Genomic DNA, 26,362 nt, shown 5'->3' on the forward strand with positions numbered 1-26,362 from the left:
AAATGAATAAAATTAGACTTTCAAAATCAACAATTGGTCAAGAAGAAAAAGATGCAGTTTTAGCAGTTCTTGACAAAGAATTTTTAGGAATGGGAGCTGAAGTAAATCTTTTCGAACAAGAAATAAAAGCTTATTTAAATACTACAAAAGAGGTTATGTGTGTAAGCACTGGAACTTCGGCTTTACATTTAGCTGTTGAAGCACTAAATTTAAATAGTGATGATGAAATTTTAGTTCCTTCATTAACTTATGTGGCTTCATTTCAAGCAATTAGTGCAGCAAGAGTAAAACCAATTGCAGTTGAAGTTTGTGAAGATACTTTATTTATAGATTTAGAAGATGCGAAGAAAAAATTAACATCAAAAACAAAAGCTATTATGCCAGTTCATTATGCAAGTAATGCAAAAGATATAAAAAAAGTTTATGAGTTTGCAAAAGAGAATAATCTAAGAGTTATAGAAGATGCAGCACAAGCTTTTGGATGTATAAATGATGGAATAAAAGTAGGAGTTCAAGGAGATATTATTTGCTTTAGCTTTGATGGAATAAAAAATATAACATCAGGTGAAGGTGGAGCTGTTGTAACATCTGATGAAAATGTTATTCAAAGAGTAAAAGACGCTAGACTCTTAGGTGTTGAAAAAGATACAGAGAAAAGATTTGAAGGTCAAAGAAGTTGGGATTTTGATGTAAAACATCAAGGCTATAGATATCATATGAGTAATATCTTTGCAGCAATTGGAAGAGAACAATTAAAAAAAATCAATACTATTGAAAAGAAAAGAAAAGAAATAGTTAACTACTATTTAGAAAACTTAAAAGATATCTCTCAAATCAAAACTTTAGACTTTGATTATAAAAGTATAATCTCACATATATTTGTAATTAAAACTTCAAAAAGAGATTATTTACGAGAATTTTTATTAAGTAAAAATATAGAGTGTGGAATTCATTATAAGCCAAATCACTTACTAACAAAATATAAAACTGATTCTTTAGCAACAACGGAAAAAATTTATGAAGAGATTTTAACACTACCTTGCCAACTTGATTTAACAAAAGAAGAACAAGATTATGTAATAAATACTATAAGGGAGTTCTTTAATGCATAATCCTTTAGTATCTATTATTATTAACTGTTACAATAGTGACAAGTATTTAAGAATTGCAATTAATAGTGCAATAAGTCAAACATATGAGAATTGGGAAATTATTTTTTGGGATAATCAATCAACAGATAAAAGTGCAGATATTGTAAAATCATATAATGATGAAAGAATCAATTATTTTTATGCACCTATACATACTCCATTAGGAGAAGCTCGAAATCTAGCAATTGAAAAAGCAAAAGGAGAATGGGTTTGTATATTAGATTGTGATGATATTTGGCATAAAAATAAACTTCAAGCTGCTTTTGATAAACTAGACTCATATAAGTATAAAGATGAAGTATCTTTAATTTATTCAAAAACAATATACATAGATGGAGATGGGAAAGAATTTGGGAGGTTCCATGAACATCATTCTGGCAAAATACATGATTTATTACTAAAAAGAGGTGATTTTGTATTTATATCTTCTGCAATTTTTAGGAAAGATGTTTTAGATAAAGTCGGAAAAATCGATGTTACTCTTCATTATGCAGAAGATTATGATGTTATTTTAAAAGTTACAAGAAATTATTATGCCTTATGTGTAGATAAATTTCATACTTTTTATAGGGTACATAGAAATAATTTAACGAGTACAAAAGTTTATGAATATGATGTAGAAAATTTTGAGTTTCTAAATAAATATGTAAAAGAAAACAATCTTGGCTTTAATTTAAAAAAAGCAGTTTTTCTAGAAAATTCTAAACGAATGACAGCTTCTATTTTTAAATTATTTGGAAAAAGAGATTTTTCAAATTTATTTAAAATAATTACAAATTATCCTCAATACTTAATACTTAGTCCATACTACATTTTTTATTTTTTAATAAGAAAATTATTAAAATAATATAATTAATATAAATTTAAATCTTCAAATTAGTTTTTGAAAGATTTTTATATCTTTGTGTTGGATCTACGTACCTAATACCTTTCATCATAAAAGAAACTTTTAAACATAAATCAAAAAAGAAATATTTAATAGGATTTATTACAGCTGTAAATTGATATCCTTCCATTAACTCTGCTCCAAATTCTTTTTTAAATTTCTGAATACCAGCCTCCTTACATCCATCTTTAATATCTGGAATTGCACCTATAAAATCATAATTTGTAATACCATGTTCTTTTGCAAGATATTGCATAGCTGTCAGATGTAATAATTTCAAACTTCCATGTCTTGGTTTAAGCAAACTCCCAGCATATTCTGCAAATGCTAGATTATTATCAAAAAAAACAACCAAACTACCTTGTAATTCATTTTTATATAAAGCTTTAAACATTAACATATTTTGCGGATAAAAAGTGTCATATTGCTTTTGGAATTCTTCTCGAGAGATTAAAAGTGGTATTTTTTGTCTTGAAAGTGTTTCATTACAAAAAGTATAAATTTTATCAAAATTATCTGTATTTATAATCTTTACATCATCTTTGATAGCACTTCTTACATAATTCCTTTGACTAGAATTTAGTTTTTTTAACATATTCTCAAAATTTTCTTCTATGTCTATTTTATATGTACCCCATCTAAATGAATCACAATTATCGGGATAGGTTCTAAAAATAGCACTTGGTTGTGGCTTATGGATAAAATCGCATATTTTATGTATTTTTACATAACTAATAATTTCATTTAAAAAGTTTTTTTCTTCTTCAATATTTGAAGTTTTTCTTTCTATAGCACCAGTAGTAAATACCAACCTTTTAAATATATTTTTTTTATAAATAATAAAAGATAGTATGAAATCATCCGATACAAACCAACCGTAGTTTTTACTTTTTGATGACAAATACTTTTTATGTGCAAAAAAAGGCAAATCAATATCAAAAGGTAGTTCATCTTGAAATAATTTTATCACTTAAATACTTTCTAACTTAATCTATATATTGAATAAAGTACTAATATAATATAATACACTCTCTTATTTTATTAAAGAGAATTTACAAATAGTAGTATAATAATTTATTATATAATAATTATTATAAAAATTGGACTAAACAATGTTATTTAATTCATATGAATTTTTATTCATCTTTTTACCTTTAACTTTTTTAATATATTTTTTATTAAATGCTAAAGGATTATATTTTTATTCAAAAATCTTTATTGCATTCGCTTCTTTGGTATTTTATTCTTGGTGGAATATAGTATATTTACCTTTATTACTACTTTCAATTATGTTTAATTTCACCATAGGAATTATGGTTTCAAATAAAACAGAAAATTATTATCTAAAAAAATTTTTATTAGCTATAGGAATAATTCTAAATATTTTATTACTTGGATATTTTAAGTATATGGATTTTTTTATTGAAAATTACAATTTGATTACAAACACTAATTTATCATTATTAAAAATAACACTTCCCCTTGCTATTAGTTTTTTTACTTTTCAACAAATTTCATATTTAGTTGATAGTTATAAAGGTTTTACAAAAGAGTATAAGTTTATTGATTATACTATTTTTGTAACTTTTTTTCCTCAGTTAATTGCAGGGCCTATTGTTCATCATAAAGAAATGATGCCACAATTTGCAGATGATAAAAATAAAGTAATTAATTCTAGAAATATTTCAATGGGATTATTTATATTTTCAATGGGATTATTTAAAAAAGTTGTTATTGCTGATTCATTTTCTTCATATGTTACAAATGGTTTTGATATTCAAGAAAAATTGACTTTTATTGAAGCATGGATTACTTCTTTATCTTATACTTTTCAATTATACTATGATTTTTCAGGTTATACAGATATGGCAATTGGCTTAGCTCTATTATTTAATATAAAACTACCCATAAATTTTAATTCTCCATATAAAGCAACAAATATACAAGATTTTTGGAGAAGATGGCACATGACATTGTCTAGGTTTTTAAGAGACTATATTTATATTCCCTTAGGTGGAAATAAAAGTAAAGATTTAACTACCTATACAAATTTATTAATTACATTCTTATTTGCAGGGATTTGGCATGGAGCTGGTTGGACATTTGTTTTATGGGGATTATTCCATGCTATTGCAATGATTATATTTAGAATTTATTCTAAATTAAATATAAAATTGCATTTTATAATTGCTTGGCTTATTACTTTTAACTTTTTAAATGTAACTTGGATATTTTTTAGAGCGAAAAATTTTGATGACGCCATCAAAGTTTTAAAAGGATTAATAGGATTAAATGGCTTAGGATTAGCTTCTATAATGGAGTTTAAACTTATTCTTTTAGGGCTTTTTGTAACTTTATTAATTACAGTATTTACAAAAAATTCAATTGAAAAAATTGAGACATTTAAGGCGGATTATAAAACATTGCTATTTGCAAGTTTAATATTCTCTATAAGTATTATATTCCTAACAAGAGTTAGTGAATTTTTATATTTTAACTTTTAGGACATATGATGAAATTTACTAACTTTATAAAAGGATTCTTCCTCTTAAATATATTCTTTTTATCTATAATCTCAGTTTTCGTATATTTTATGGATCCTTATTGGACTTTTTCTCATTCCCACAAATTTAACTCCCTGCAGAACTCTACAAACGAAAGAGAGCAAAAAAGTAGTTTATTGTATTTCCAACATAAGCAATACAATGCTCTTCTTCTAGGAACTAGTAGAGTTACCTTTATAAACCAAAATGATTTTAAAAATATGAATGTTTTTAATTATTCTTTTTCCCTTGCAAATCCAATAGAGTTAAATGAATATATAGAGTTTGCAAAAAAACAAAATAAAAAAGATTTTGAATATATAATTATAGGATTAGATTTTTTAGGTACAAATTTAAATGCTGATAAAAATCAAAATCCTAAAGAAGTTTTTGATGAAATTACAAATCCTTTTTATAAATATAAACTTCTACTTAGTATTGATGCTTTTACATTAAGTATTGAAAATTTAAAGCGATCTCTTTTACATAGAGCTGGTGGACGTTCATATAATAGAGAAAATGTTGCATTTACAACTAATTTTGATCCAGATGAAGTAAAAAAAAGAGTAGAAGAGATTAGTGTTGATGAACAAAATAGTAAATTAAAAGATTATAAATATAATGATAATTTCAAAAATATCTTAGAAAATATAAAAAATTCTAATCCAAATTCAAAATTTATAGTTTTTACAACACCAGTTAGTATCCCATATTTAAATAGAATTATTGAAAAAGGTTATTATGATTCTTATAAAAAGTGGTTAGAACAAAGTGTTGAAATATTTGGGCAAGTTACACATTTTATGGATAAAAATAGTATTACAAATAATTATTCAAAATATTTTATGGATTATCATCACATTTATCCAGAATATACTTCTTTAATTGTAGATAAACTTCAAGATATAAATGCCACAACTTCACCTAAAGATTTTGGAATTATTTTAAATAAAGATAATATTAATAGTTACTTGAATAATTTCAAATAAGACATTACTTCTTTTTTGTAAGTAACCATGGCAGTTTAATCTCTTTAAATACAAGTAATAATGAAATTATATATAAAACTAAAAAAGATATTAGAGTTGCATAAGCTGCACCTTCTATTCCAAATAAGTTAATTAATAAATAATTTAATACAATGTTTATTAATCCTGCAAGCAAGGTAATAGCTGCTAAAGATTTTACCTTATGTTTAAATACTAATGGTGCTTCTAACACTTTTCTTAAACCCTCAAAGGTAAATCCTAAAGCTAAAACTGGTATTAAAACTAAGGCTTCTTCAAACTTACCATTTATCATTAAATGGAAAATATATGGTAAAAAGAAAACAAATAAAATAAATATTACTATACAAACTATAGAATATAAGTAAATTAGTTTAACAATTTTGATTTTATTTTCTCTTTCATTTCTAGCTAAATGCTCATATAAAATAGGATTTAAAGCTTTTGAGATTGCATCATATACCATGTTTATAATAATCGCCATTGTAATAGCTACATTATAAATACCTGCCGCCTCAAGTCCTAACATATTTGATATAAAAATTCTATCAATAGTTCCCATTAAATAAAGACCCAATACAGAAAATGTAAGTGGGAATAAAAATACAAAAAGCTCTTTTAATTTTTTATAATCAGTATTATATTTATAATACTGATTTTTTACAATATAGTAAATTGAATAAACAAAAATAAAAAATAAAATCAATAATTCTGCATAATATTTACCTTTCCAACCATATGAAAATTCAATTATTAAAATAAGTCCTAATCCCAAAGAGCCAAGAGATTGAAAGGTTTGTAAAACTGCAAATTTTATTGCATGTTGTTCAACTTGTAAAATAGTGTCAATAAATCTAAAAAAGATACTAAACATAGCATATAAGGTTATTACTATCATTAAAATAGTTTTATTTTCTAAATGCTCTGGTAATAAAATATGCTGGAATCCAATAAGTATTAATAATACTAAAGATGTTGTAGCTATTGTCAGTAACAATATATGATGCATATATTCAGCTATTTTTTCTTTTCCATATTGAGCAAATCTTGCTAATAAAAAATTTGAAGGAAAAAATCCAACATATATTGAGGCTATAGTTGAAATAGCAGTTACTAAGCCTAAAACACCATAATCTTCTTTTGATAAATAGTATGTAAGAACAGGTAATAAAAGAAAAGTAAGTCCTTTATTAAATAAAAGACTTATTACATATATCATTGAATTTGAAAAGAGCTTTTTAACCATAGAATAATCTATTTATATAATTTTGTAGCATATAAAGTATAGTTTTTATCATACTTTATTTGTTCATAATATTTTTTCTTAACTGATGTTAATATGTATCCTGTACTTTTTAAATCATATTTATTTATTAGTTCATTTGTTTGTTTTACAAACTCTTTTTTAGAGTATTCAGATTTAAATACAAAAAGTGTTGTATCTACTTTAGAAAATAAAGAGTGAGTATCTGGAACTAAAGCTGTTGGTGTTGAGTCAATTAAAATATAATCATACTCTTCTCTTAATTTTTCAATAATATTATCAACTGCTCCATTTGATATTAATTCTGATGGATTAGGTGGGATAGTTCCTGAAGTAACAACATCTATAAAATATTCCGATTGATTATCTTTTATTTTTACTCTTTGAGTTACATCTTCAATACTTACATTATTAGCTAATAAATCACTCATCCCCTTTTTATTGTCTAAATCAAATTTTAAATGAAGTTGAGGGATTCTAAGATCAAGTCCTAGAATAATAACTTTTTTACCTGATAATGCAATCATTACAGCTAAATTTGATATAAATGTACTTTTACCTTCATTTGAGACTCTTGAAGTTGCTAAGACTACTCTTGAATTATCTTTTTTTATTGTTAATTCTAAATTAGCTCTTATTTGTCTTAAAGCTTCTACATTTGGAGATAATAAATCATCTAATACAAAAAGTTTATTATAATTTTTACTTTTTATAAATGGTATATATCCAAAATAAGGGGTAGTTGTAAGAGATATTAAGTCACTTGATTTTTTAAGATATACATCAAAATATTCTCTTAATAAAACAACGATAAAAGCAACAAGTAATGCAAACATAAATCCAATAATAAAAATCATAGATTTTTTTGGTTTTACTGCAAATTCAGGTGGCTGTGCATAATCAATTACTCTATTAACTCTTTTTGATGAAATAAAATTAGATGTTGAATCATTATATTTTAATAATAATGCTTTATGTACTGATTCTTTTAAATTAAATACTCTTTCTAGTCTTGCTAATTCAAGTGCAACCTTTGGTAGTATTAAAATCTCTTTATCTAATTCTGAAATTTGTCCTTCTAAACTTTTAATACTTTCATTAAATGAAAGTGAAATATTTTTTACATTTTTTATAATATTATCTTCTAAACCTTTGATTTTTTCAGCTAGAGAAATCATTCTTTTATGAGCAGGAGTATATTTTGCAGATAATTCTTGTTGTAAACTTTTTTGTTCATCTAATTGCTTAATTAAATCATTTAAAGCATTATCATCAAATGATGTAGTACTTATTGATTCTCCTCTTAATAAAGACTCTTTTATTGAGTCAAAGATTTTATTTTTTCTTGTAACACTTAATAATTCAATTTGTAAATCATCTTTTTGTTTATTTATTTGCTCAACCTTTTTATCTATATTAAATAATAAGTTTTGACTTCTAAATAATTCTAACTCTTTTTCAGCAATTGATAATTCTTCTTTTGATTTTTCAAGTTGTATTTCAAGAAAAGTTAAACTTTCTTGTAATTGTTTTGTATTTTCATTTTTATTTTGCGCTAAATATGCAGTTAATAATTGATTTACAAACTCACTACTTCGTAATGGTGTTGAATCTTTAAACTCTATTTTTATAATTGATGAATCTTTAATTAAAGGATAAACTGAAAGATTTCTTTTAACTCTTTCTTGGATATTTTCACTTGAATGTAGCATAAAAGAATATTTATTTGAATCATTAAATCTCTCATCATTTAATTCAATTTTACTTTCTTCTTTTTCTATTGTTTTTTCAGTTTCACTAATTTGTTTTTTATTAGCTTCAACTTTTAAATTAGTACCTAAATATTCATTTGCTTCTTCTTTTTCTAAATCAGAAAATGATTTGTTAGTTCTAACTACCTCTTTTTCTTTTAATTTATTTGTATTAATCTTTCTTTCAACTACTTCTTTTTTTTCAAATAGAATCTTACTAACACTTTCACTTGTTCCTACTGTACTACTTGCTGTGTATTTATTTATATAAGCATCAGGATGTAAAGCAAGTATTTCATTTAAAACTGTTTTCGCCTCTTTATAGTCTTTAAAAGCTTCAATTGCAATTACATACATATTATCAGAAGCTCTAGCAATCACTTTGAAATTTAATTCTGCTTGCAATTTATCAAATTTTGCTGTTCTATTTTCATTAAATATTTTTAATGCATATTGGGCATCATTCATTGAATGAAATGAAGAAACCATAATTTTTCTTGTAAGTTCAGCAGAAAATAAAAACTGAGAAACAAAAATTAGTATAAGAAGATATTTCATATTTATTTTGCCTCTTTTTTATTAACTTCTAATATAAATAAATCATTTTCTACAAGTGTGTTGTATTTATATTTTTCTTCTAATTGTAAAATATCATTTGAACCTTTTAGTTTTGACATTAAAGTTGATGTATCAAAAGAAATTTGGTAATACTCATTATCAAGAGGAACAATATTTATTTTTTCATTGTATAAAGCTTTATTCTTGAACTTAAGTGTTTCAATAACAAAAGGAAATTCTTCTTCTTCAATAACGAAAAATTTTCCATTTTTTTTATTAAAAAATTCATATTCAAAAGCAATTTCATTAATAGCTTTATTAATTAAAAAATTTGATTTTAATATTTCTGATTCATCTTTAGGTGAATTTTCTTTTACAGCAATTTGAAAGGAATCTTTTTGTGTTGAAATATCTTGTTTATATTTTATAATCTCCACTGTTGCTTCTGATTGATATACTCTTTGAGCAAAATAAGCATATATAACAAATAAAGAAAATATAATAGAAAAAACAAGAAAAAATAGAACAAAATGTTTCTTTATTAAATCTTTATAATATTTTAATGTTGTATTCAAAATAATTCCTATTTTTTAATTTAATGATTTGATATTAACACTACTTCCCGTAGCTGATTCAATCAACTGTATAAATGGAAATAATTCATTGATTGTAATATTAAATGTTTTCCCGGAACTTGGATTTACATAAACTATATCATATGGCTGTAATTGCAAATCATTTGAAGTTAGATTTTGAAAATTTGTTAAATCTAATTTTATTAAATCTGGTTTATTTAGATCCCCTCTAATAATTAATACTTCATTTTTCTTAGAAGTATCACTTAATCCTCCACTACTAGAAAGTACTTCAAAAATACTAATTGTTGTATTTGTTACTTTTATAGTTCCTGGTCTATTAACTTCTCCTAAAACGAATACTCTATGATTTATTATATTGATATTTACAGAAGGATTAATAATAAATTCAGAAGCTAATTCTTCTATTTTTTTCTTTAAATCATCTACAAACATTCCCTCAACATTTAAATCGCCTATTAAAGGGAAAGATGCTGTTCCATCAGCATTTACTAATATTCCAACTGTATCTTCTTGAAAATCCCCAACTTTTCTAGTGCTAAGATCAGGATGTTCATAAAATAATACAGAGATTCTATCATATGGTCTTATTTTATACCTATAAATTTTTTTTTCATGATTATTGATAATATTTGTTAATTCTTGATTCTTTGAAAATAAAATGTGATTTTTAGATTCACATCCCATAAAAATAAAAATTGTTAAAAAAATTAAAAGATTAAACTTCATTAAAAAACTTCCTCATATAATAAACTCTTATAATAGCTAAAAAAGGATTAAAATATAACAAAAAAAAGTATTTGAAAACTAATTAAATCAATTAACATTTTGATATACTTTCTTCTCAAGCTAAATTAGATATGATAATATAAATTTCATAAGGATATATATATAATAATGCAAAATAACTTTACAAATAAACTTAATGCATTTTCTGTTTTATATGTAGAAGATGAAGATGGAATAAGAAATAATATCGAAGAAATATTACAACATTTATTTAAAGAAACAAATAGTGCTACAAATGCAAGTGAAGCCTATGCAAAATATTTAGAGTTTAATCCTGATTTAATCATTACTGATATAAAAATGGGAGCAGAGACAGGTATAGATTTAATAAGAAAAATTAGGAAATCTGATTCAAAAACTAGAATTATAATCACTTCAGCCCATACGGATTTGGATTATTTACTACAAGCTACTGAACTTTATCTTGTGAAATATATTGTAAAACCTATCACTCAAGATAAATTAATGAATGCATTAGAAGCTTTTGTAAATACATATGATGAAGATAAAATATATAACCTTATTCCAAATTGGATTTTTGATTATAAAGAATCAATTATTTCAAATGGAAATGAAATATTTACTTTGACAAAAAAAGAAAATACTTTTCTAAGACTTCTTATTACAAAAAATAGACTAATAACATATGAAGAGTTAGAAAATAGTGTATGGGATGATGATTCAATGATGACAGCCAATGCTATGAGACTTTTTATTAAGAATTTCAGAAAAAAACTTCCTGAAAATTTTCTAAAAAATATTCAAGGGGTTGGATATAAACTAGTTAGAGATTAGTTTTATATCTTCTTCAATTATCACTTCACTTTTTAATTCTTCTTCTTTTTTTTCTAATTTTTTTAACTCATCAAGTTTTATAAAATATGCATGTCCTAAATAAATAATATAGTATACTGCTGTAAAAAGTGTAGCAAAGGGAATCATAGAAATAAAATATAAAAATAGAGTTCTAAGCCTAAAACTATTCCCTTCTTTTTTATATATTACTTTATACTCTTCTTTACTTAGTATTGTTGAACTTACATCAAAATTTAAAAGCTTATGAAAAAAATAATATAACGGTAAAGCAAAAGCAATGATATTTAATACCGGCACAAAATAAACAGGTATCAAGAGAATAAATAAGAAAATCATCATTAAGCCACTTTTTAATAATACCCATAAAGGAGATAATAAACTCCCATGCCCATGAAGTGTCAAGTGAGAATAATATCTCTTATGTAAAATTGATAAAATCATTGGTGTTAAAAATCCAATAACAACTATAGATAAAATAACTGAAGCTTGTAATACAATTACAGTTCCGATTGTATAAAGTAAAAATCCTGCGATCCAAGAAGTAAAAGAATATTTAAATAAAAAAACTATGAAATAAGTTGCCCAAACAAAATAAAAAGGTGCATTCTCATCAATAACAACTTCTTCTCCATTTTGTGAAGCAATTGCAATTTCTTGAAGTGAAGTAATACCAAAATCTGCTGCTGCAAAAAAAAGCATATATAAAATTACCATTGTTGCAATCAATGGAATTAATGCAATTCTTAACATAGAACTTGTAAAAAAATCTTTTACACTTTTTAATATAATTTCTATTTCATTCATATTTTATACATCCTTTTTATCAAATCTAGTTCTATATTCGCATTTCTGACAAAGCTCTTCTACAATTTCATTTTTTCTAAAACCATTTTGAATGGCTTTAACTCTATTTGAATTTAAGATATCACTTATTTGTGTAGTATTTGTATTTCCAAGATTTATACAAGCATTTTGGTCTAAACAACAAGGAACAACATCTCCACTTGTAAGTATTCCAAAATGTGAATCTAAGCCATAACAAAAGCCTTTTGTAGAAACAAATTTATTTTCTAGACTAGGCCAGTTAAAATATTCGTCAAAATTGAAAAATATTTTTCTATCTATTCTTATATTTTTAGGTCGTTCTTTATAAACTTCTTCAATATTTATTTCTGTATTGAAAGTTTCATTTATTTTGTCAAATACTTTTTTATTGAACTCTTTTGCACTTTTCTCCTCATCTAAATTCCATATTCTAAAATTTATAAAGTACTCATGTTTTTGCTCTTGTGCAAATTTTACAAAATCCAAAATAGGATTCAAATATTCATCAAGTGTTTTTTTATGTGAATTTGCATTATAAGAATTAATTGAAAAATTAATCTGTTTTATTGTTGGATTCATTAGTGCTAAATAGTGTTTTTTATTTATATTGTTTGCAGTTGTTGTTATATTTACTTTTAAATCATGTTTTAAACTAATATTTAAATACTCATTTAAATTTGATAAAACTAATGGATCACCAACCATATGATAAGCTAACTCTTTTGTATAAGGTTTTAACTGAAAATTCAAATCATCAAATTTTTCTAAACTCATTGTTCCATTTGGAAGTATTTTAGGAGGACAAAATGTACACTTTAAATTACAAATATTTGTAATTTCTATATGCACTTTCTTAAATTTTTTAATAATATTTTCCTTTTTTGATTTTTTAAATTGTATCTAATAGTTGATAAATATAATCAATTACTAACTGGAGTTTCAATATAATCACTTTACTATTTAAAAAGGTGAAAATATGGAAATGATTCTAAATGAAAATGATTTAATTGTTGGTGCTTTATTTGAAAATGGAACAATTCAAGATTATGTTGATGAAAATAAAACTTATGGTCTTGTTAGAATTGAAGATTCAACTGTAAATTGGTTTTTATTTAATAAAGATGAAAGTGAAGCTGACTTACAAAAACTATATAAAAAAATATTAAAAGAAGAACATTTTATTCAAGATGATTTTGGAGAAGAAATTGTAGTGTTTAATAGAACAGGGAATAAACCATTTGAAGATTTCATCAAAAAAATTGATGAATATCTAGGAGATGAACTTGGAGAGTTTATTTAATATTTAAAAATAATTTTTTATAAATATTATCAAAGTTTTCAATAGCAGGAAGATTAAATTCATCTTCTTTCTCTTGTGTCCAAAATAAATATTTATTTCTAAACTTAGTATAACTTGTCAAAAATGATATTTTAAATGCTGTCGCTATTACAGTATTTGTTTCTCTATCTAAAAATTTATATTCATACATATCATAAATTTTTGGAAAAAAACTCTCCTTATGACTTTTTGAAATTACAAACTTAGCTTCTTCATTAGAATTAGATATTAAAGAATTATCATATTTATATGAGTTCAAATATACTCTTTCAGTATTATATGTATATTTATTAAATTTATATGTGAATGTTGAAATATCAATAAACTTTTCAATGTAGTTTTCATGCATACTTGCTATTTCTTCTTTTTCAGAATTACTAAGTGTTATTGAATATTTTAAAGGATACATATAAGCGCCTACAACAGACAAACTATCTATTTTCAAATTTTTGTTTTTTAAAGGCTGAGTATATATTTTTGAATCCATTTGAAATAATTCATAATAATTTTTTACAGCAAATTTAACTACTAAATCATAATATCCAACACTTAATAAAGAAAATAAAAGTAAAAAAAACACAATAATACTTTTAAATATTCTAGAAAGTATAAAACTTATAAAAAAACAAAAAGAGATAAATGAAAAGTTTGATATTATAAATATTAAATTTTCTGGCATTAAAATTTGAATAGAAGGCATAATAAACTTATTTTACCAAATAAGGTAAATCTCTTTTTAAAGACTCTAATAAATCTTCATTTAAAAAAAACTTTGCAAATCTTTCATCAATATTTTTATAACAAAAAGCGCATACATATCTATTTCTTTTGATTAATTCAACCGCTTGCTCTAATGCACTTTGTAATTCAATACTATTATTATAATATTCAAACATAGAATTTAAATACTCTGCTTTTATTTCTTCTTTTACAAAGATAATATTTTCTTGCATAAATTCTATTACATTTTCTTCATTTGATTTTATATTTAAAAATGCTTCTTTAACATCATCAAATCTCATATCAAATTTTGCACCAACTAATAATACTTCTTTTAAATTCTTTAAATCATTTTTTTGGAAATAATATTGTAATAATAGATTTAAATAATGTTCTTGAACATCAGTATCATAATCTTCTATAAATTCAAAAACTTCTTGTGCTTCTAATATTTTATTAGTTTCAATTAGAGTATTGTGAATTATTCCAATTTCCCCAATAATCTCATGTATTCTATCACCCATTTAAAAGTGTCCTTCATATTTTATAAATTAAATCAAATTTATTATAACTAAAAAATATTATAAACTAATTCAATATCTTATAATGTTGAATTTATAATGAGTCTTTCCATAAAAACTAGGCAAAAAAAAAGCTTCTAGCTAAAAGAACAATAAGTTCAAATAGCTAAAAGCTTGAATTGGTTGCGGAAACAGGATTTGAACCTGTGACCTTCGGGTTATGAGCCCGACGAGCTACCGTGCTGCTCTATTCCGCGGTTTATAAATAATCAACAGTATCAAGTATTAATTAGATTTTTATTTTATAAGAAATGTGGATGGGGTACTAGGATTCGAACCTAGGAATGACTGCACCAAAAGCAGTTGCCGTACCACTTGGCGATACCCCAAGAAAATATGGTTTTGAAAATGGAGCTGGTGAAGGGAGTTGAACCCCCGACCTGCTGATTACAAATCAGCTGCTCTAGCCAACTGAGCTACACCAGCATCCAAAAATTATTGTTTTAAAAACTGCGTATTATACACTTTTTATACAATGGTGTCAAGAGAGGGACTCGAACCCTCGACCTCCGGCTTATGAGACCAGCGCTCTAACCAGCTGAGCTACCTTGACGTTTTAAGATTAAATTGGTTGCGGAAACAGGATTTGAACCTGTGACCTTCGGGTTATGAGCCCGACGAGCTACCTAGCTGCTCTATTCCGCGTTATAAATAAAAGAACATTTAATCAATTAAGATTAACCGTGGAGCGGGAGACGAGACTCGAACTCGCGACAGTCTGCTTGGAAGGCAGAAGCTCTAGCCAACTGAGCTACTCCCGCATCACTTTTAGTAAAATAATAAAAATTAAATAGCATTACCAAATCTATTTAATAGTGGAGCGGGAGACGAGACTCGAACTCGCGACAGTCTGCTTGGAAGGCAGAAGCTCTAGCCAACTGAGCTACTCCCGCATAAAAATGTACTGAAATACATTTCTAAATCACAAAAAGTGAAAACTATTAATTATAATAGTGGTGGGTCATGAAGGACTCGAACCTTCGACCACTCGGTTATGAGCCGAGTGCTCTAACCAGCTGAGCTAATGACCCAAATGGCGGACAGTGAGGGATTTGAACCCTCGGTACCGTTGCCAGTACGTCTCCTTAGCAGGGAGGTGGTTTCAGCCAGCTCACCCAACTGTCCGCTGTTTTCCATAATTTTACTTTCATAAAATCAGGACGGAAATTATAATAGTATATCACTTAAAATATACTTAAATAAAAAGAAGAAATATTATATATTCTTTAATATCTCTTCCACTACTAATTTTGGATTCTCTGATTTATAGATTGGTCTTCCAACAACTATGAAATCTACTAAATTTTCTTTTGCAAAAGGAATATCAGCAACTCTTTTTTGATCACCACTATCTTCACCAAATGGTCTAATCCCAGGACATAAAGTAATAAACTCTTTTGAAGTATTATTTTTTATATCAAAACTTTCATAAGCAGAGCAAACAACACCATCTACACCTGAATTATATGTATCAATTGCAAATTGTGTTGCTTTTGTATTTATATCTTCATTATAAATAGCTTTAAAAGCATCATTATCAAAAGATGTAAGAGCAGTTACAGCTAATACTAAAGGTTTATTTGGAATATCTTTTATTCTATTCATAACTGTACTCATAGCTTCTACACCTGAACTTGCATGTACATTAAACATATCTACTAAACCAAAGTTTGATATTTCTTCTGCGGCATCTGCCATTGTATTTGGAATATCATAAAGTTTTAAATCTAAAAATATTTTAAAATTAGGATTTATAGCTTTTAAATCCTCTAAAAACTTTTTCCCATCTCTAATATATGTTCTAAATCCTACTTTTAACCAAACATCAAAATCTTTTATCTGCTCTACTAAAGCTAAATTCTCTTTTGCACTTGGTAAATCTAAAGAGATACATAATTTCATTGCATTATTCATAAACTATGCCTTTACAACTTTATCTAATAATCCATTTACAAATTTTGGAGCACCATCACTAGCTAATCTTTTAGATAATTCAATTGCTTCATTAATAACAATAGCTTTTTGTAAATCTTCAAATAATATCTCATAAACAGCAAGTCTAAGAATCGATTTTTCAACAGAACCAATATCTGATAAAGTACCTTGATTTAAATGCGAAACAATTTCATTGTCAATAGTTTTTAAATTTTCAACCGTTCCATTAAAAACTTTTAATGCAAAATCTTTTTGTTTGTTTCTAATTTTTTTATCTTCTAAAATTTCATCAACAAATTTTACAATACCTTCATTTCCCAAATCATAAGCATATAATAAACCAATTACAGACTCTCTAGCTTGTGTTCTAGTTGCCAAAATTACTTCTCCATTTCTGAGTATAAATCTAGCATTTCAATAATGGTAACCATTGCTTCTGCACCTTTATTCCCAACTTTTGAACCAGCTCTCTCAATTGCTTGCTCAATTGTATCAGTTGTTAAAACTCCATTTGCAACAGGTTTACCATGTTTAATTCCTACAGTTGCAATTCCTTTTGTAGCTTCAGCTGAAATATAATCAAAATGAGGAGTTGCCCCTCTGATTACTGCACCAACACAACAAATAGCATCATATTTACCACTTGCTAATGCTTTTTCTAAAGCAAAAGGAATTTCAAAAGCACCTGGAACTAAGATTAAATCTAAATTATCTTCATTTCCACCATGTCTTTTAAATGCATCCCTTGCACCTTCAACTAATCTATCAGTTATGATATGATTAAATCTTCCATTGATAATAGCAACTTTTTCGCTACCTTTTAGTCTTAAATTACCTTCAATAATTTTCATTTATTTCCTTTAAAAATATATGCGTAAGGATTAATTATATCCTAATGCCTCTTGTATTGCAAAAATTTCATTTACTGTTGTATATAAATCTTCTATTTTAAGCATATTTGGTCCATCGCTTTTTGCAACACTTGGATCAACATGTGTTTCAAAAAAGAATCCATCAACACCAACTGCAGCTGCTGCTTTTGCCATATATGGAACAAACGTTGAGTTTCCACCTGTTGTTCCACCTGTGCTTGGTATTTGAACAGAATGAGTTGCATCAAAGATTACAGGTGCGTATTGTTTTAATAAAAGTAAATTTCTCATATCAACTACAAGTGCTCCATATCCAAAAGTATTTCCTCTTTCACAAAGCCAAACACCAGCTTTTTCAGAAGAGTCATAAGAAACTTCTGTTATCCCTCTTGTATTTAATATTTTTTCAACTGGGTGTTTCATTGCATCTGCTGCTAAAAACTGACCTTTTTTTATATTAATAGTTGCAGGTGTTTTAGCAGCTGCTACTAATAAATCTGTTTGTCTACATAAAAATGCAGGGATTTGTAAAATATCAATAACTTCACCAGCTGGTGCTGCTTGATATGACTCATGTATGTCAGTTACAACTTTATATCCAAATTGCTCTTTTATTTCTTGAAATATTTTTAATCCCTCTTCAAGTCCTGGCCCTCTAAATGAGCTTATACTTGTTCTATTTGCTTTATCAAATGAAGCTTTAAAATAAAATTCAACTCTTTTATCTTCACTTAATGGTTTTAATTTTTCAGCAATTCTCATTACTGTATCTCTATCTTCTAGTACACATGGTCCTGTTAAAATTTTCATTTAATTCCTTTTAAAAATTGTTCGTTTTTCTTTACCTGTTATTGCATAATAAAATTCATAAATATTTTGACAAATATATTCTATATCATCTTTTGCATGACTATCACATGCTAATAAAATTTTATCACCTATTTTAATATCATTTTCCCACTCTGGGGTTAATATTATATCATTTTCTCGTTGAAGTAACAAAGGAACAATATTATTTTTATGTTCTCTACTATGTAAAGATATTCCTAATAAACTTAAATATACTATTTCTCCTAATTGCAAATAATTAAAAATTTGAGGAGTTGATATTTCATTGATTTCTATTTCTAACAAAAGTGGTTTTGCATCAATTTCTTTCAAAAGTCTAGTTACAAGTTTTGATGCCCATTCATTATCTTTTTTTATAATCATTTTTAGAAACTTATCACTTAGTGGATTAACCAATGCATTGGTAACTTTATTTACTAAAATTTTAGAAGGAGTAAAAATATGATTTATATTCGCATTCTTAAATAAAAAATCATCTAAGATATCATTTTCTCTAACTACTGTTACAATATCTGGATTTAATTTCTTTGCTGTTGCTAGAATTGATAAATTAGTTGTATCATCCTCTGTTGCTGCAATTATTGTAACAGCATCTTTTATTCCAACATTTATTAATAACTCTTTATCATCAGCATTCCCAAAAACTAAATGGGATATTTCATCGGGAGTGAATTTTTTATCTTTATTTTTATCTAATTCTATTAATTTAACCTCTACATTAGTATCAGTTAATTTTTCAAAAATCTTTCTTCCCATTCTTCCATATCCACAAATAATATAAAGACCTTTAGGAAAAACTGGTAAAGTTGCATTTAAATCATCAATTCCATATAACCATTTTTCAAGCTTAAATAAATTTGGTGCAGAAAGGGCCATATTTATTTCAGATGAAATTATAGAAAATGGATTAATCACAACCTCAGCATTCAAATCTTTTAAATTTTCTGTATGATTTGTAGTTGTTGATTTTACAGCTACTTTTATGTTTTTATTTAAAGTTTTTGCTATTAATGTTATTTTTAAATTTAAAGCATCATCTTCTAATAATGAAACAATAGCCTTACAATTCTTTTTATTAAGACCTGCTGCTTCTAAAACTTTCACAGAATAAGTTTCGCTAAATAAAACAGGAACTGTTGGAGTAAAATTTTCTAAAAGTAGATTGTTTATCTCCATTTTATCTTTTGTTATTACAACTGTTCTTAATCCTTGGGCAAGAGCTTTTGTAATAATCTTTCTTGTGATTTGATTATATCCAAGCACAACAATAAATTTTTCATTTAAATTTTTTATTTGTCTTAAAAATTTTGTTTTTTCAATTTCTTGTAAAAATAATTTGTCTTGTAATAAAGTAAGTAAAGAACCTATACTATAAAACCATCCTAAAACAGTTAAATATGTTGAAAAAGTTACCCAAATTCTTTGAGTATAAGTAAAAGGATAAGGCAGTTCTCCGAATCCTATGGTAGTTGCAGTATATGAAATAAAATAAAAAGCATCAAATATGGTCATATGATAAGTATTTCCATTATTATCCATACCAGGTATTAAAAGAAATCCTATCATTGAAATAGTATATGTTAATAATATTACTAAAAATGGTTTTCTCATTTTTTGTAATATTATAAATAAAGAATTATTTCTCAATATATTTCCCTATTCTATCTTTTTGATTTTAATGTATCGCCAACATACAGTGCCACTGAAGTTACATTTGCCAATAGTGCCCCACCTGATAGAGAAACAATAACTGACATAATTGAAGAATCAACAGTAGATGAATAAGCAGCTACTGTCCAAATAACAGCTGCTGTTATTAATTGAATATCAGCAACTAAAGAAGTTGCTAATAGCACTGAACCTAACTGAGTCTTATCTCCAAGTTTTAAAATTGTAGCAATTAAGTTTATTATAATTGCTGCAAATAATTCATATTTACTATGACTTTCAACCGATTGAATATCTCCATAAAAAAATCCAAAATTCAAAGTCATTGCCAAGATTATAAAAAATCCTGAAATTACCTTATCTAAATTCATGGTATTCATCCTCCAAATCTTTTCCTAAATCTAATTTTCTTTTAAATACTTCATCAATATTATCATGCACTCTTGAATCTTTATCTAAAAATAATAATCTATGTTTATTTAACTGATTAATATTTTTAAGTCCCATTATCGCTAATAAACCTTTTACATTTTTTAAAAGATTTTTATGATAATTTGCCACATAAGTAGCATGTCTAAATACAAAATATTTTCTTCTTTTGCTCTTATTTTGAGTAGCAAGTCCTACAGGACAATCTCTTCCTGTAGTTCCTGAACAGTATCTTGCTCGTATACATCCAGCACTCATCATAAAACCTCTTGCTATTTGTAAAAAATCAGCACCTAAACTCATAATAATAACAATATCATCAGGAGTTAAAATCTTACCACTTGCAACTAGTCTTACTTTATCTCTAACTCCATAATCTGTTAAGACTTTATTTACTAAATAGATTGAATCTCTAACATTAAGCCCTACCCTTTCCATCATTTCAATAGGAGCTGTAGCACTCCCACCACTTCCTGCATCTACTGTAATATAATCAGGATAAGCATCATTACCCTCATCAATTCTTTTTTTAATCTCTTTTGCATATGGTTCAATATTTTCGATATCAGAAATTACTATTTTAACACCAACAGGCTTCTCTGATAATTCTTGAAGGGTTCCAATAAAATCAAATAACTCTTCAATAGAGTTTGCATAAGGAAATCTATTAGGAGAAAATACATCTTTATATGCTTCAACATTTCTATAATATGCAATAGCAGGAGTTACTTTATGACCTGAAAGTTTTCCACCTGTTTGCTTTGCACCCTGAGCCATTTTAATTTCAGTCATTTGACAGAATCTCATAACTTTTTGATATCTATCTGGATCAAATTTCCCTTCTTTATCTCTGGCTCCATAAAGTCCTGAACTAATCTGAAAAACAATATCAGGCATATCGGAAGGAACATCTTTTGGGAAACTTTCTAATGGTGCATCCCAATTTGGTCTATAAAAAACTTTACTATTCATATCTAAGATATAGGTTTCAGCTTCTGGATCATTTTTAAAAACTAACTTTCTATAAACATCTGCAGCAGTTGATCCATTAAAGAAAAACTTGACATAATGTTTAATTTTTTTATTAAAAGCTGTACTATCTACTATTTTCATATAAGAAGGATCATATTTAGCATGAGTAACAAAAAAATTAGAAGTAACTCCTCCTTCTCCTGAATTGATAGGAAAACCACCTATTTGTGATCCTTGAACAAAAGCTCTTGTTCCCTCAGGAGAGATAGAACCATCACTCATAGCAGATCGAGCAATTATACTCTTTGCTGTATATGGTTTTTTTCTTCTTTCACCAAAAATTACTTCAAATTTATCTTCAACTTCATCATCATTTAAAACAATATTTGCATGTCTTATCATGAACTTTGGCTTAGGTAAAGGCTGAGAAGGAGAAAATGATGCATAATTGGGTAAATCTCTAGCTGCTTTATAAACCCAGTCTAATTTATCTTTTGATTCATAAAACTTTTCATCACCAAAATATTGTCTAAAAGGTTCTCTTGCCTCTTCAAATACATATCTTAATCTTCCTATAATCGGATAATTAACAAGTAACTGATGATCCCTCTGTACATATTTATCATGAACATACCAAGCAATCATTACAATTGCAAAAATAATCCAAAACTCTTCCCAAAACGTAAAATTTTCTAAAAACTCCATTTTATTCCTTTTTACTTGATACTAATAATCCACTTAAAACTATCAATAGTATACCAAAAACTATTGAAATACTAGGAAAGTTATCTCCTAATATAAGTCCTAAAAGAATAGAAAATAATATATTACTATAAGATATCGTTCCTATTATTCCAGCTTTTGCAAAAGAATATGCCTTTGTCATATAAATTTGAGCTAATGTAGCAAAAACACCCAATAAAATAATATATATCCAGTCGCTTGCCAAAGGCATTACAAAAGTACCTAACATAAAGTCTAAAGATTTATTTGAATAAAAAGTTGAAATAATCATTAAAATCAAAGGTCCGATTGTACCAATAGTCATAAATGATAAAACTATGGCTCTTGAATCATAAAAATTTCTAAGCTCTCTAACAGAAGTATAAGCAAGGGCAGCCCCTACTCCAGAGAGGATTCCTAAATAATCGGTTTTTTCTAAAGAACTTCCATCAAATTCTGTAATAAATACAATTCCAATGAAACCTACAAAAACACCTAACCAACCTTTTACTCCTAATTTTTCTTTTAATAAGAAATATGCCAAAATAGCTGTAAAGATAGTAGATGTTTTTGAAAAAGTCATTGCTTCTCCCAAAGAAATTTCTGATATATTATAAAAGAAAAATAATAAAGCAATAAATCCAGCCATACCTCTAAAAACTAATAACCAAAATTTACCGCCAATTTGTTTTAAAGGAGAGTTATATATCGATATTAAAATTAAAAAAACTCCAAATATATTTCTAAAAAAAACAACTTCAACCGAACTCATTGAATCACTAAGTTCTTTTGCAGCAGCACCCATAAATGCAAACATTACAGAGGCAAAAAGCATGTACTGAATACCTTTATTTACTTGATTTTCCATAAAATCCTTTCATTATTAAGAAAGAATTGTATTTATAATAGTATTAAAAAAAGATTATTAAGGTTTTTCATTTTAAAGCTACTTTTAGATATCATAATAACTTTATATAAATATTTGTAGGGGTAACATGGAATACTTAAAAATTGTTGGAGGGAAAGATATTTCTGGAAGCGTAGTAATATCAGGAGCTAAAAATGCAGCTCTTCCTTTAATTGCTTGTACTATTTTAGGAAAAAATGAAATTACAATTGGAAACTTACCAAATGTAGTTGATATTAATACATTTTTAAAACTTATCAAAAAACTTGGTGGAGATTTTATAAAAGATGCAAAAACAAATACTGCAAAAATCAATACTTCAGCTATAAATAATACAACAGCAACATATGACATTGTAAAAACAATGAGAGCCTCTATTTTGGTTCTTGGACCAATTCTTGCAAGATTTGGACATTGTGAAGTTTCACTTCCAGGTGGTTGTGCAATTGGTCAAAGACCTGTTGATTTACACTTAAAAGCTTTAGAGCAAATGGGTGCAAAAATTGAAATTCTTCATGGATATATTAAAGCTACTGCTCCAAATGGATTAAAAGGTGCAAAAATTGTATTTGATAAAGTTACAGTTGGTGGAACTGAAAATACAGTAATGGCAGCTGCACTTGCCCATGGAACTACTACAATAATAAATGCAGCAAAAGAGCCTGAGATAGTTCAACTTTGTGAAGTATTAGCAAATTCAGGTGTAAATATTCAAGGTATTGGAACCTCAAAAATTATTATTGAAGGAACAGGACAAAAACTAATAGATATAAAACCTTTTGACGTTATTCCTGATAGAATTGAGGCTGGAACCTATATGTGTGCAGCTGCTATTAGAAATCAAAAATTAAAAATTGATAAAGTCGTTCCATTACATTTAGAGGCAATTATCTCTAAACTTGAAGAGATGAACTTTGAAGTTTTACAAGATGAAAACAGTGTGACAATTCTTCCTACAAATGAAATTAAACCTGTAAATATCATTACAACAGAGTATCCTGGATTTCCAACTGATATGCAAGCTCAATTTATGGCACTTGCAACTCAAGCAAATGGAACAAGTACAATAGATGAAAGACTATTTGAAAATAGATTTATGCATGTTAGTGAACTTTTAAGACTAGGAGCTGATATTCACTTAAATGGAAACACAGCAACAATAAATGGTAAAAAAGGAACACTAAACGGAACTGATGTAATGGCTACAGATTTAAGAGCCTCATCAGCTCTTGTTTTAGCAGCATTAGTTGCTCAAGGAGAGACAAATATCCATAGAATCTATCATCTTGATAGGGGTTATGAAAATCTTGAAGGGAAACTTTCGAAAATTGGTGCTGATGTAAAAAGGTTTACGGAATAGGACATTTTTTAATGATAAGTATAAAAATCAGATACTTATCATTTTTTTTAAGTATAAATTAAATAAAATCTAACTAATTATAAAAAAGGCTACTATTTATGAAACTAGAAATTTCTTTATTCAAATTTGATAAAAACTCAGACTACTTACCATACTATACAAAACATTTTTTGAAAATAGAAAATGAAAAAAATATTTTAGATATATTAAAAACTATAAATAAAACTGCAAAACTAGGATTCCAAGATAATACAAATTTTGATTTAGTTATAAATGGCGTTTATCTAAAAGCATCTATTACTTTAGAAGAACTTATTCAGAATTTTGGAAAAGAGCTTACTATTGAACCTATTTCAATAAGAAGAGCAAATAATGATTTATTAATTGATGATAATGATTTTAAAGATAAAATAAACATTCTAAAAGAATTTATTAATGAAGATGACAAAGCAGACTATTTAAAATTAAAACAATATTATTATGCTTCAAATACTTTAAACTACAATAGTGATTTTATTGGAGATTCTGTTCTAATTTTTGCACATAATTTAATAGAGAGAAAACCAGCATATGAAACTTATATACTTCATGCATTAAATGAAGTAGAAATTGGAGCACAATATCATACTAGTTTAGAAAATAGAATTTATGATTTTGATTTAACTATAGAAAATAAAATTATAGATATTCAGAAAAAACTAGATTTATTTGAAGAAAATGATAAACAAAATTTTAGAATCAATAAAACATTAATTATTGATTTCGGAACTTTTGAAGATTCTATTGAGATAAAACATGATTTCAAAGATTTTAATATTGCTTATTATCCTTCAAAAAATAATGAAAAAACTCTTGAATTACTAGAAAAACTAAATGCAAAAATATTAAATCTTGATACTCTAAAACTTGATTTAGCAAAAAATACATTTAATAAAAATCCAAAGATTACTTATTGTGTAGCTTCTACAATATTATTAGATGCTTTTGATACAAATGCTGATTTTTTATTAGTTGATACAGTAGAAGATTTTTATATCTTTGATTACAATAGAAAACAGATTGAAAAAATATCAGGGAGAGAGATTATACTTCCCGTTATTCATGTAAATGAATTACAAAAGCTAGCATCAGGAAATCATGATGAAGTTAAGAAAACATTAGAAAAACATCAAATAAATCCAGAAATAATATAATGAAAGAAGTATTTTGCGATTAGAATTAGATTTTATTATTTATGGTAGTTTACTAATTGCTGCTTTAATACCTTTATATATTTATAGAAAAAAGATTTTTACTTTTAAATACAGTGATAATGGATTTTCTTTTTTCATAAAAGATTTAAAGCTACACATGGCAAAACATCACCCTAAAATAAAATTTGATTATTCAATAATTGAGAAAACACAAAATGAACAAGATTTAAAAGTAAGAGAAACATTAATTGTAGAAAATATTATAGAGCAATTTTTCAACTATGATTATAAGAAAAAAACACAAGGCAGTGTATCTAATGATAAGCTTTGGATAAACTACATAGAAAAATCCAACTCTAATCCAAAATATCCAAATGATTGGTCTCAAAGAAAAGATGCAGCATGGAGAAGAGATGAAAAAAGCTGTAATAGATGTGGGAATAAAATCTCTTTAGAAGCAACTTACACATCTTTTGTAAATGAAATAAAAGATGGCGGAGGCTACAATATTGAGAATATTATAATCTTATGTTCTGATTGTAATAAAATTATAAATTCTACAAATCCAAAGAATACGATATTTTCTCTTTCTTTAAATGATTCATTAATGATGTATGTGAAATCTTAA

The 26,362-nt window shown here is 26.1% G+C and carries 26 protein-coding genes and 9 tRNA genes; 9 read left to right on the top strand and 26 right to left on the bottom strand.

Going from position 1 to position 26,362, the window contains the following annotated elements; genetic code table 11:
- Positions 1-2 precede the first annotated feature (2 nt).
- Complete coding sequence (locus ABVS04_RS10540) at positions 3-1,112, top strand: DegT/DnrJ/EryC1/StrS family aminotransferase (RefSeq protein ID WP_368030700.1); 1,110 nt, start codon at positions 3-5, stop codon at positions 1,110-1,112.
- The gene (locus ABVS04_RS10545; protein ID WP_368030701.1) at positions 1,105-1,998 is read left to right on the top strand and encodes a glycosyltransferase family 2 protein; all 894 of its coding nucleotides are present in this window, start codon (positions 1,105-1,107) and stop codon (positions 1,996-1,998) included. The genes ABVS04_RS10540 and ABVS04_RS10545 overlap by 8 nt, the downstream gene beginning before the upstream one ends.
- A gap of 16 nt (positions 1,999-2,014) precedes the next feature.
- Here ABVS04_RS10545 and ABVS04_RS10550 read toward each other — a convergent pair whose 3' ends face one another.
- A complete protein-coding gene (locus ABVS04_RS10550) occupies positions 2,015-3,007 on the bottom strand; it encodes a peptidoglycan bridge formation glycyltransferase FemA/FemB family protein (protein WP_368030702.1) in 993 nt (330 codons plus the stop codon).
- Positions 3,008-3,149: 142 nt separating this feature from the next.
- On the opposite strand from ABVS04_RS10550, the gene ABVS04_RS10555 reads away from it, so the two are divergent.
- Positions 3,150-4,541, top strand: a complete 1,392-nt coding sequence (locus tag ABVS04_RS10555; protein WP_368030703.1) for an MBOAT family protein — start codon at positions 3,150-3,152, stop codon at positions 4,539-4,541.
- A gap of 8 nt (positions 4,542-4,549) precedes the next feature.
- The gene (locus ABVS04_RS10560) at positions 4,550-5,569 is read left to right on the top strand and encodes a hypothetical protein (protein WP_368030704.1); all 1,020 of its coding nucleotides are present in this window, start codon (positions 4,550-4,552) and stop codon (positions 5,567-5,569) included.
- 4 nt (positions 5,570-5,573) lie between these two features.
- Here the strand turns inward: ABVS04_RS10560 and ABVS04_RS10565 are convergent, their stop codons facing one another.
- From ABVS04_RS10565 to ABVS04_RS10580, 4 genes are read right to left on the bottom strand one after another with little or no spacing between them, the layout of a single operon-like run.
- On the bottom strand, positions 5,574-6,806 hold the full coding sequence (locus ABVS04_RS10565; protein ID WP_368030705.1) for an oligosaccharide flippase family protein: 1,233 nt from the start codon (positions 6,804-6,806) through the stop codon (positions 5,574-5,576).
- Between the two features lie 35 nt (positions 6,807-6,841).
- Entirely contained in the window at positions 6,842-9,160 is a 2,319-nt protein-coding gene (locus ABVS04_RS10570; RefSeq protein WP_368030706.1) for a GumC family protein, read from the bottom strand.
- Positions 9,161-9,162: 2 nt separating this feature from the next.
- Positions 9,163-9,735, bottom strand: a complete 573-nt coding sequence (locus tag ABVS04_RS10575) for a Wzz/FepE/Etk N-terminal domain-containing protein (RefSeq protein ID WP_368030707.1) — start codon at positions 9,733-9,735, stop codon at positions 9,163-9,165.
- Between the two features lie 15 nt (positions 9,736-9,750).
- A complete protein-coding gene (locus tag ABVS04_RS10580; RefSeq protein WP_368030708.1) occupies positions 9,751-10,485 on the bottom strand; it encodes a polysaccharide biosynthesis/export family protein in 735 nt (244 codons plus the stop codon).
- Between the two features lie 168 nt (positions 10,486-10,653).
- On the opposite strand from ABVS04_RS10580, the gene ABVS04_RS10585 reads away from it, so the two are divergent.
- The gene (locus ABVS04_RS10585) at positions 10,654-11,340 is read left to right on the top strand and encodes a response regulator transcription factor (protein ID WP_368030709.1); all 687 of its coding nucleotides are present in this window, start codon (positions 10,654-10,656) and stop codon (positions 11,338-11,340) included.
- Here ABVS04_RS10585 and ABVS04_RS10590 read toward each other — a convergent pair.
- Complete coding sequence (locus ABVS04_RS10590; RefSeq protein ID WP_368030711.1) at positions 11,326-12,165, bottom strand: EI24 domain-containing protein; 840 nt, start codon at positions 12,163-12,165, stop codon at positions 11,326-11,328. The genes ABVS04_RS10585 and ABVS04_RS10590 overlap by 15 nt on opposite strands.
- 3 nt (positions 12,166-12,168) lie before the next feature.
- On the bottom strand, positions 12,169-13,035 hold the full coding sequence (locus ABVS04_RS10595) for a radical SAM/SPASM domain-containing protein (RefSeq protein WP_368030712.1): 867 nt from the start codon (positions 13,033-13,035) through the stop codon (positions 12,169-12,171).
- A gap of 127 nt (positions 13,036-13,162) precedes the next feature.
- On the opposite strand from ABVS04_RS10595, the gene ABVS04_RS10600 reads away from it, so the two are divergent.
- Positions 13,163-13,486, top strand: coding sequence for a hypothetical protein (locus ABVS04_RS10600; protein ID WP_368030713.1), 324 nt, complete (start codon positions 13,163-13,165; stop codon positions 13,484-13,486).
- Here ABVS04_RS10600 and ABVS04_RS10605 read toward each other — a convergent pair.
- The 19 genes from ABVS04_RS10605 to ABVS04_RS10695 form a co-directional block, all read right to left on the bottom strand.
- Positions 13,479-14,105 carry a hypothetical protein gene (locus tag ABVS04_RS10605; RefSeq protein ID WP_368030714.1) on the bottom strand — a complete coding sequence of 209 codons (627 nt, stop codon included), beginning with the start codon at positions 14,103-14,105 and terminating at the stop codon, positions 13,479-13,481. The two genes, ABVS04_RS10600 and ABVS04_RS10605, sit on opposite strands and share 8 nt — an antisense overlap.
- Positions 14,106-14,232: 127 nt before the next feature.
- Positions 14,233-14,769 (bottom strand): hypothetical protein, encoded by a 537-nt coding sequence (locus ABVS04_RS10610; RefSeq protein ID WP_368030715.1) that lies wholly within the window; start codon positions 14,767-14,769, stop codon positions 14,233-14,235.
- A gap of 177 nt (positions 14,770-14,946) precedes the next feature.
- Positions 14,947-15,023 (bottom strand) — tRNA-Met (locus ABVS04_RS10615).
- A 57-nt stretch (positions 15,024-15,080) separates the two neighbouring features.
- Positions 15,081-15,155 (bottom strand) — tRNA-Gln (locus ABVS04_RS10620).
- A gap of 20 nt (positions 15,156-15,175) precedes the next feature.
- Positions 15,176-15,252 (bottom strand) — tRNA-Thr (locus ABVS04_RS10625).
- Between the two features lie 50 nt (positions 15,253-15,302).
- Positions 15,303-15,379, bottom strand: a tRNA-Met gene (locus tag ABVS04_RS10630).
- A 15-nt stretch (positions 15,380-15,394) separates the two neighbouring features.
- Positions 15,395-15,471: transfer RNA gene (locus tag ABVS04_RS10635), tRNA-Met, on the bottom strand.
- A gap of 39 nt (positions 15,472-15,510) precedes the next feature.
- Positions 15,511-15,587: transfer RNA gene (locus ABVS04_RS10640), tRNA-Gly, on the bottom strand.
- Between the two features lie 55 nt (positions 15,588-15,642).
- A tRNA-Gly gene (locus tag ABVS04_RS10645) sits at positions 15,643-15,719 on the bottom strand.
- A 61-nt stretch (positions 15,720-15,780) separates the two neighbouring features.
- Positions 15,781-15,857: transfer RNA gene (locus ABVS04_RS10650), tRNA-Ile, on the bottom strand.
- Between the two features lie 3 nt (positions 15,858-15,860).
- A tRNA-Ser gene (locus tag ABVS04_RS10655) sits at positions 15,861-15,951 on the bottom strand.
- Between the two features lie 90 nt (positions 15,952-16,041).
- Entirely contained in the window at positions 16,042-16,740 is a 699-nt protein-coding gene (gene pyrF / locus ABVS04_RS10660; RefSeq protein ID WP_368030716.1) for an orotidine-5'-phosphate decarboxylase, read from the bottom strand.
- Positions 16,741-16,743: 3 nt separating this feature from the next.
- Positions 16,744-17,139 carry a transcription antitermination factor NusB gene (gene nusB / locus ABVS04_RS10665; RefSeq protein WP_368030717.1) on the bottom strand — a complete coding sequence of 132 codons (396 nt, stop codon included), beginning with the start codon at positions 17,137-17,139 and terminating at the stop codon, positions 16,744-16,746.
- Positions 17,140-17,141: 2 nt separating this feature from the next.
- Entirely contained in the window at positions 17,142-17,612 is a 471-nt protein-coding gene (gene ribH / locus ABVS04_RS10670; RefSeq protein WP_368030718.1) for a 6,7-dimethyl-8-ribityllumazine synthase, read from the bottom strand.
- 30 nt (positions 17,613-17,642) lie between these two features.
- A complete protein-coding gene (kdsA, locus tag ABVS04_RS10675) occupies positions 17,643-18,443 on the bottom strand; it encodes a 3-deoxy-8-phosphooctulonate synthase (protein WP_368030719.1) in 801 nt (266 codons plus the stop codon).
- Positions 18,444-20,129: a TrkA family potassium uptake protein gene (locus tag ABVS04_RS10680; protein ID WP_368030720.1), complete on the bottom strand. Its 1,686-nt coding sequence runs from the start codon at positions 20,127-20,129 to the stop codon at positions 18,444-18,446.
- A gap of 14 nt (positions 20,130-20,143) precedes the next feature.
- The gene (locus ABVS04_RS10685; protein WP_368030721.1) at positions 20,144-20,521 is read right to left on the bottom strand and encodes a DUF6394 family protein; all 378 of its coding nucleotides are present in this window, start codon (positions 20,519-20,521) and stop codon (positions 20,144-20,146) included.
- Positions 20,508-22,256, bottom strand: a complete 1,749-nt coding sequence (locus ABVS04_RS10690) for a glutamate synthase-related protein (protein ID WP_368030722.1) — start codon at positions 22,254-22,256, stop codon at positions 20,508-20,510. Before ABVS04_RS10690 ends, ABVS04_RS10685 begins: the two co-directional genes overlap by 14 nt.
- Before the next feature lies 1 nt (position 22,257).
- Positions 22,258-23,142 carry a DMT family transporter gene (locus ABVS04_RS10695; RefSeq protein ID WP_368030723.1) on the bottom strand — a complete coding sequence of 295 codons (885 nt, stop codon included), beginning with the start codon at positions 23,140-23,142 and terminating at the stop codon, positions 22,258-22,260.
- A gap of 127 nt (positions 23,143-23,269) precedes the next feature.
- Here ABVS04_RS10695 and murA point away from each other — a divergent pair, with 127 nt between their 5' ends.
- The 3 genes from murA (at position 23,270) to ABVS04_RS10710 (ending at position 26,362) form a co-directional block, all read left to right on the top strand.
- A complete protein-coding gene (gene murA, locus ABVS04_RS10700) occupies positions 23,270-24,541 on the top strand; it encodes a UDP-N-acetylglucosamine 1-carboxyvinyltransferase (RefSeq protein WP_368030724.1) in 1,272 nt (423 codons plus the stop codon).
- 98 nt (positions 24,542-24,639) lie between these two features.
- A complete protein-coding gene (locus tag ABVS04_RS10705) occupies positions 24,640-25,734 on the top strand; it encodes a DUF5644 domain-containing protein (RefSeq protein ID WP_368030725.1) in 1,095 nt (364 codons plus the stop codon).
- A gap of 13 nt (positions 25,735-25,747) precedes the next feature.
- Positions 25,748-26,362, top strand: a complete 615-nt coding sequence (locus ABVS04_RS10710) for an HNH endonuclease (RefSeq protein WP_368030726.1) — start codon at positions 25,748-25,750, stop codon at positions 26,360-26,362.

The sequence above is a fragment of the Arcobacter sp. s6 genome, assembly GCF_040884245.1.
Classification (GTDB): domain Bacteria; phylum Campylobacterota; class Campylobacteria; order Campylobacterales; family Arcobacteraceae; genus Aliarcobacter.

What these genes read in the sequence shown, in the direction of transcription:
- ABVS04_RS10555 (WP_368030703.1), top strand. Translation starts at nt 3,150, where the DNA reads ATGTTATTTAATTCATATGAATTTTTATTCATCTTTTTACCTTTAACT.
- ABVS04_RS10600 (WP_368030713.1), top strand. Translation starts at nt 13,163, where the DNA reads ATGGAAATGATTCTAAATGAAAATGATTTAATTGTTGGTGCTTTATTT.
- ABVS04_RS10590 (WP_368030711.1), bottom strand. Translation starts at nt 12,165, where the DNA reads ATGAATGAAATAGAAATTATATTAAAAAGTGTAAAAGATTTTTTTACA.
- ABVS04_RS10610 (WP_368030715.1), bottom strand. Translation starts at nt 14,769, where the DNA reads ATGGGTGATAGAATACATGAGATTATTGGGGAAATTGGAATAATTCAC.
- ABVS04_RS10695 (WP_368030723.1), bottom strand. Translation starts at nt 23,142, where the DNA reads ATGGAAAATCAAGTAAATAAAGGTATTCAGTACATGCTTTTTGCCTCT.
- ABVS04_RS10580 (WP_368030708.1), bottom strand. Translation starts at nt 10,485, where the DNA reads ATGAAGTTTAATCTTTTAATTTTTTTAACAATTTTTATTTTTATGGGA.
- ABVS04_RS10540 (WP_368030700.1), top strand. Translation starts at nt 3, where the DNA reads ATGAATAAAATTAGACTTTCAAAATCAACAATTGGTCAAGAAGAAAAA.
- kdsA (WP_368030719.1), bottom strand. Translation starts at nt 18,443, where the DNA reads ATGAAAATTTTAACAGGACCATGTGTACTAGAAGATAGAGATACAGTA.
- ABVS04_RS10685 (WP_368030721.1), bottom strand. Translation starts at nt 20,521, where the DNA reads ATGAATTTAGATAAGGTAATTTCAGGATTTTTTATAATCTTGGCAATG.
- ABVS04_RS10690 (WP_368030722.1), bottom strand. Translation starts at nt 22,256, where the DNA reads ATGGAGTTTTTAGAAAATTTTACGTTTTGGGAAGAGTTTTGGATTATT.
- murA (WP_368030724.1), top strand. Translation starts at nt 23,270, where the DNA reads ATGGAATACTTAAAAATTGTTGGAGGGAAAGATATTTCTGGAAGCGTA.
- ABVS04_RS10585 (WP_368030709.1), top strand. Translation starts at nt 10,654, where the DNA reads ATGCAAAATAACTTTACAAATAAACTTAATGCATTTTCTGTTTTATAT.
- ABVS04_RS10560 (WP_368030704.1), top strand. Translation starts at nt 4,550, where the DNA reads ATGAAATTTACTAACTTTATAAAAGGATTCTTCCTCTTAAATATATTC.
- ABVS04_RS10545 (WP_368030701.1), top strand. Translation starts at nt 1,105, where the DNA reads ATGCATAATCCTTTAGTATCTATTATTATTAACTGTTACAATAGTGAC.
- pyrF (WP_368030716.1), bottom strand. Translation starts at nt 16,740, where the DNA reads ATGAATAATGCAATGAAATTATGTATCTCTTTAGATTTACCAAGTGCA.
- ABVS04_RS10565 (WP_368030705.1), bottom strand. Translation starts at nt 6,806, where the DNA reads ATGATATATGTAATAAGTCTTTTATTTAATAAAGGACTTACTTTTCTT.
- ribH (WP_368030718.1), bottom strand. Translation starts at nt 17,612, where the DNA reads ATGAAAATTATTGAAGGTAATTTAAGACTAAAAGGTAGCGAAAAAGTT.
- ABVS04_RS10705 (WP_368030725.1), top strand. Translation starts at nt 24,640, where the DNA reads ATGAAACTAGAAATTTCTTTATTCAAATTTGATAAAAACTCAGACTAC.
- ABVS04_RS10570 (WP_368030706.1), bottom strand. Translation starts at nt 9,160, where the DNA reads ATGAAATATCTTCTTATACTAATTTTTGTTTCTCAGTTTTTATTTTCT.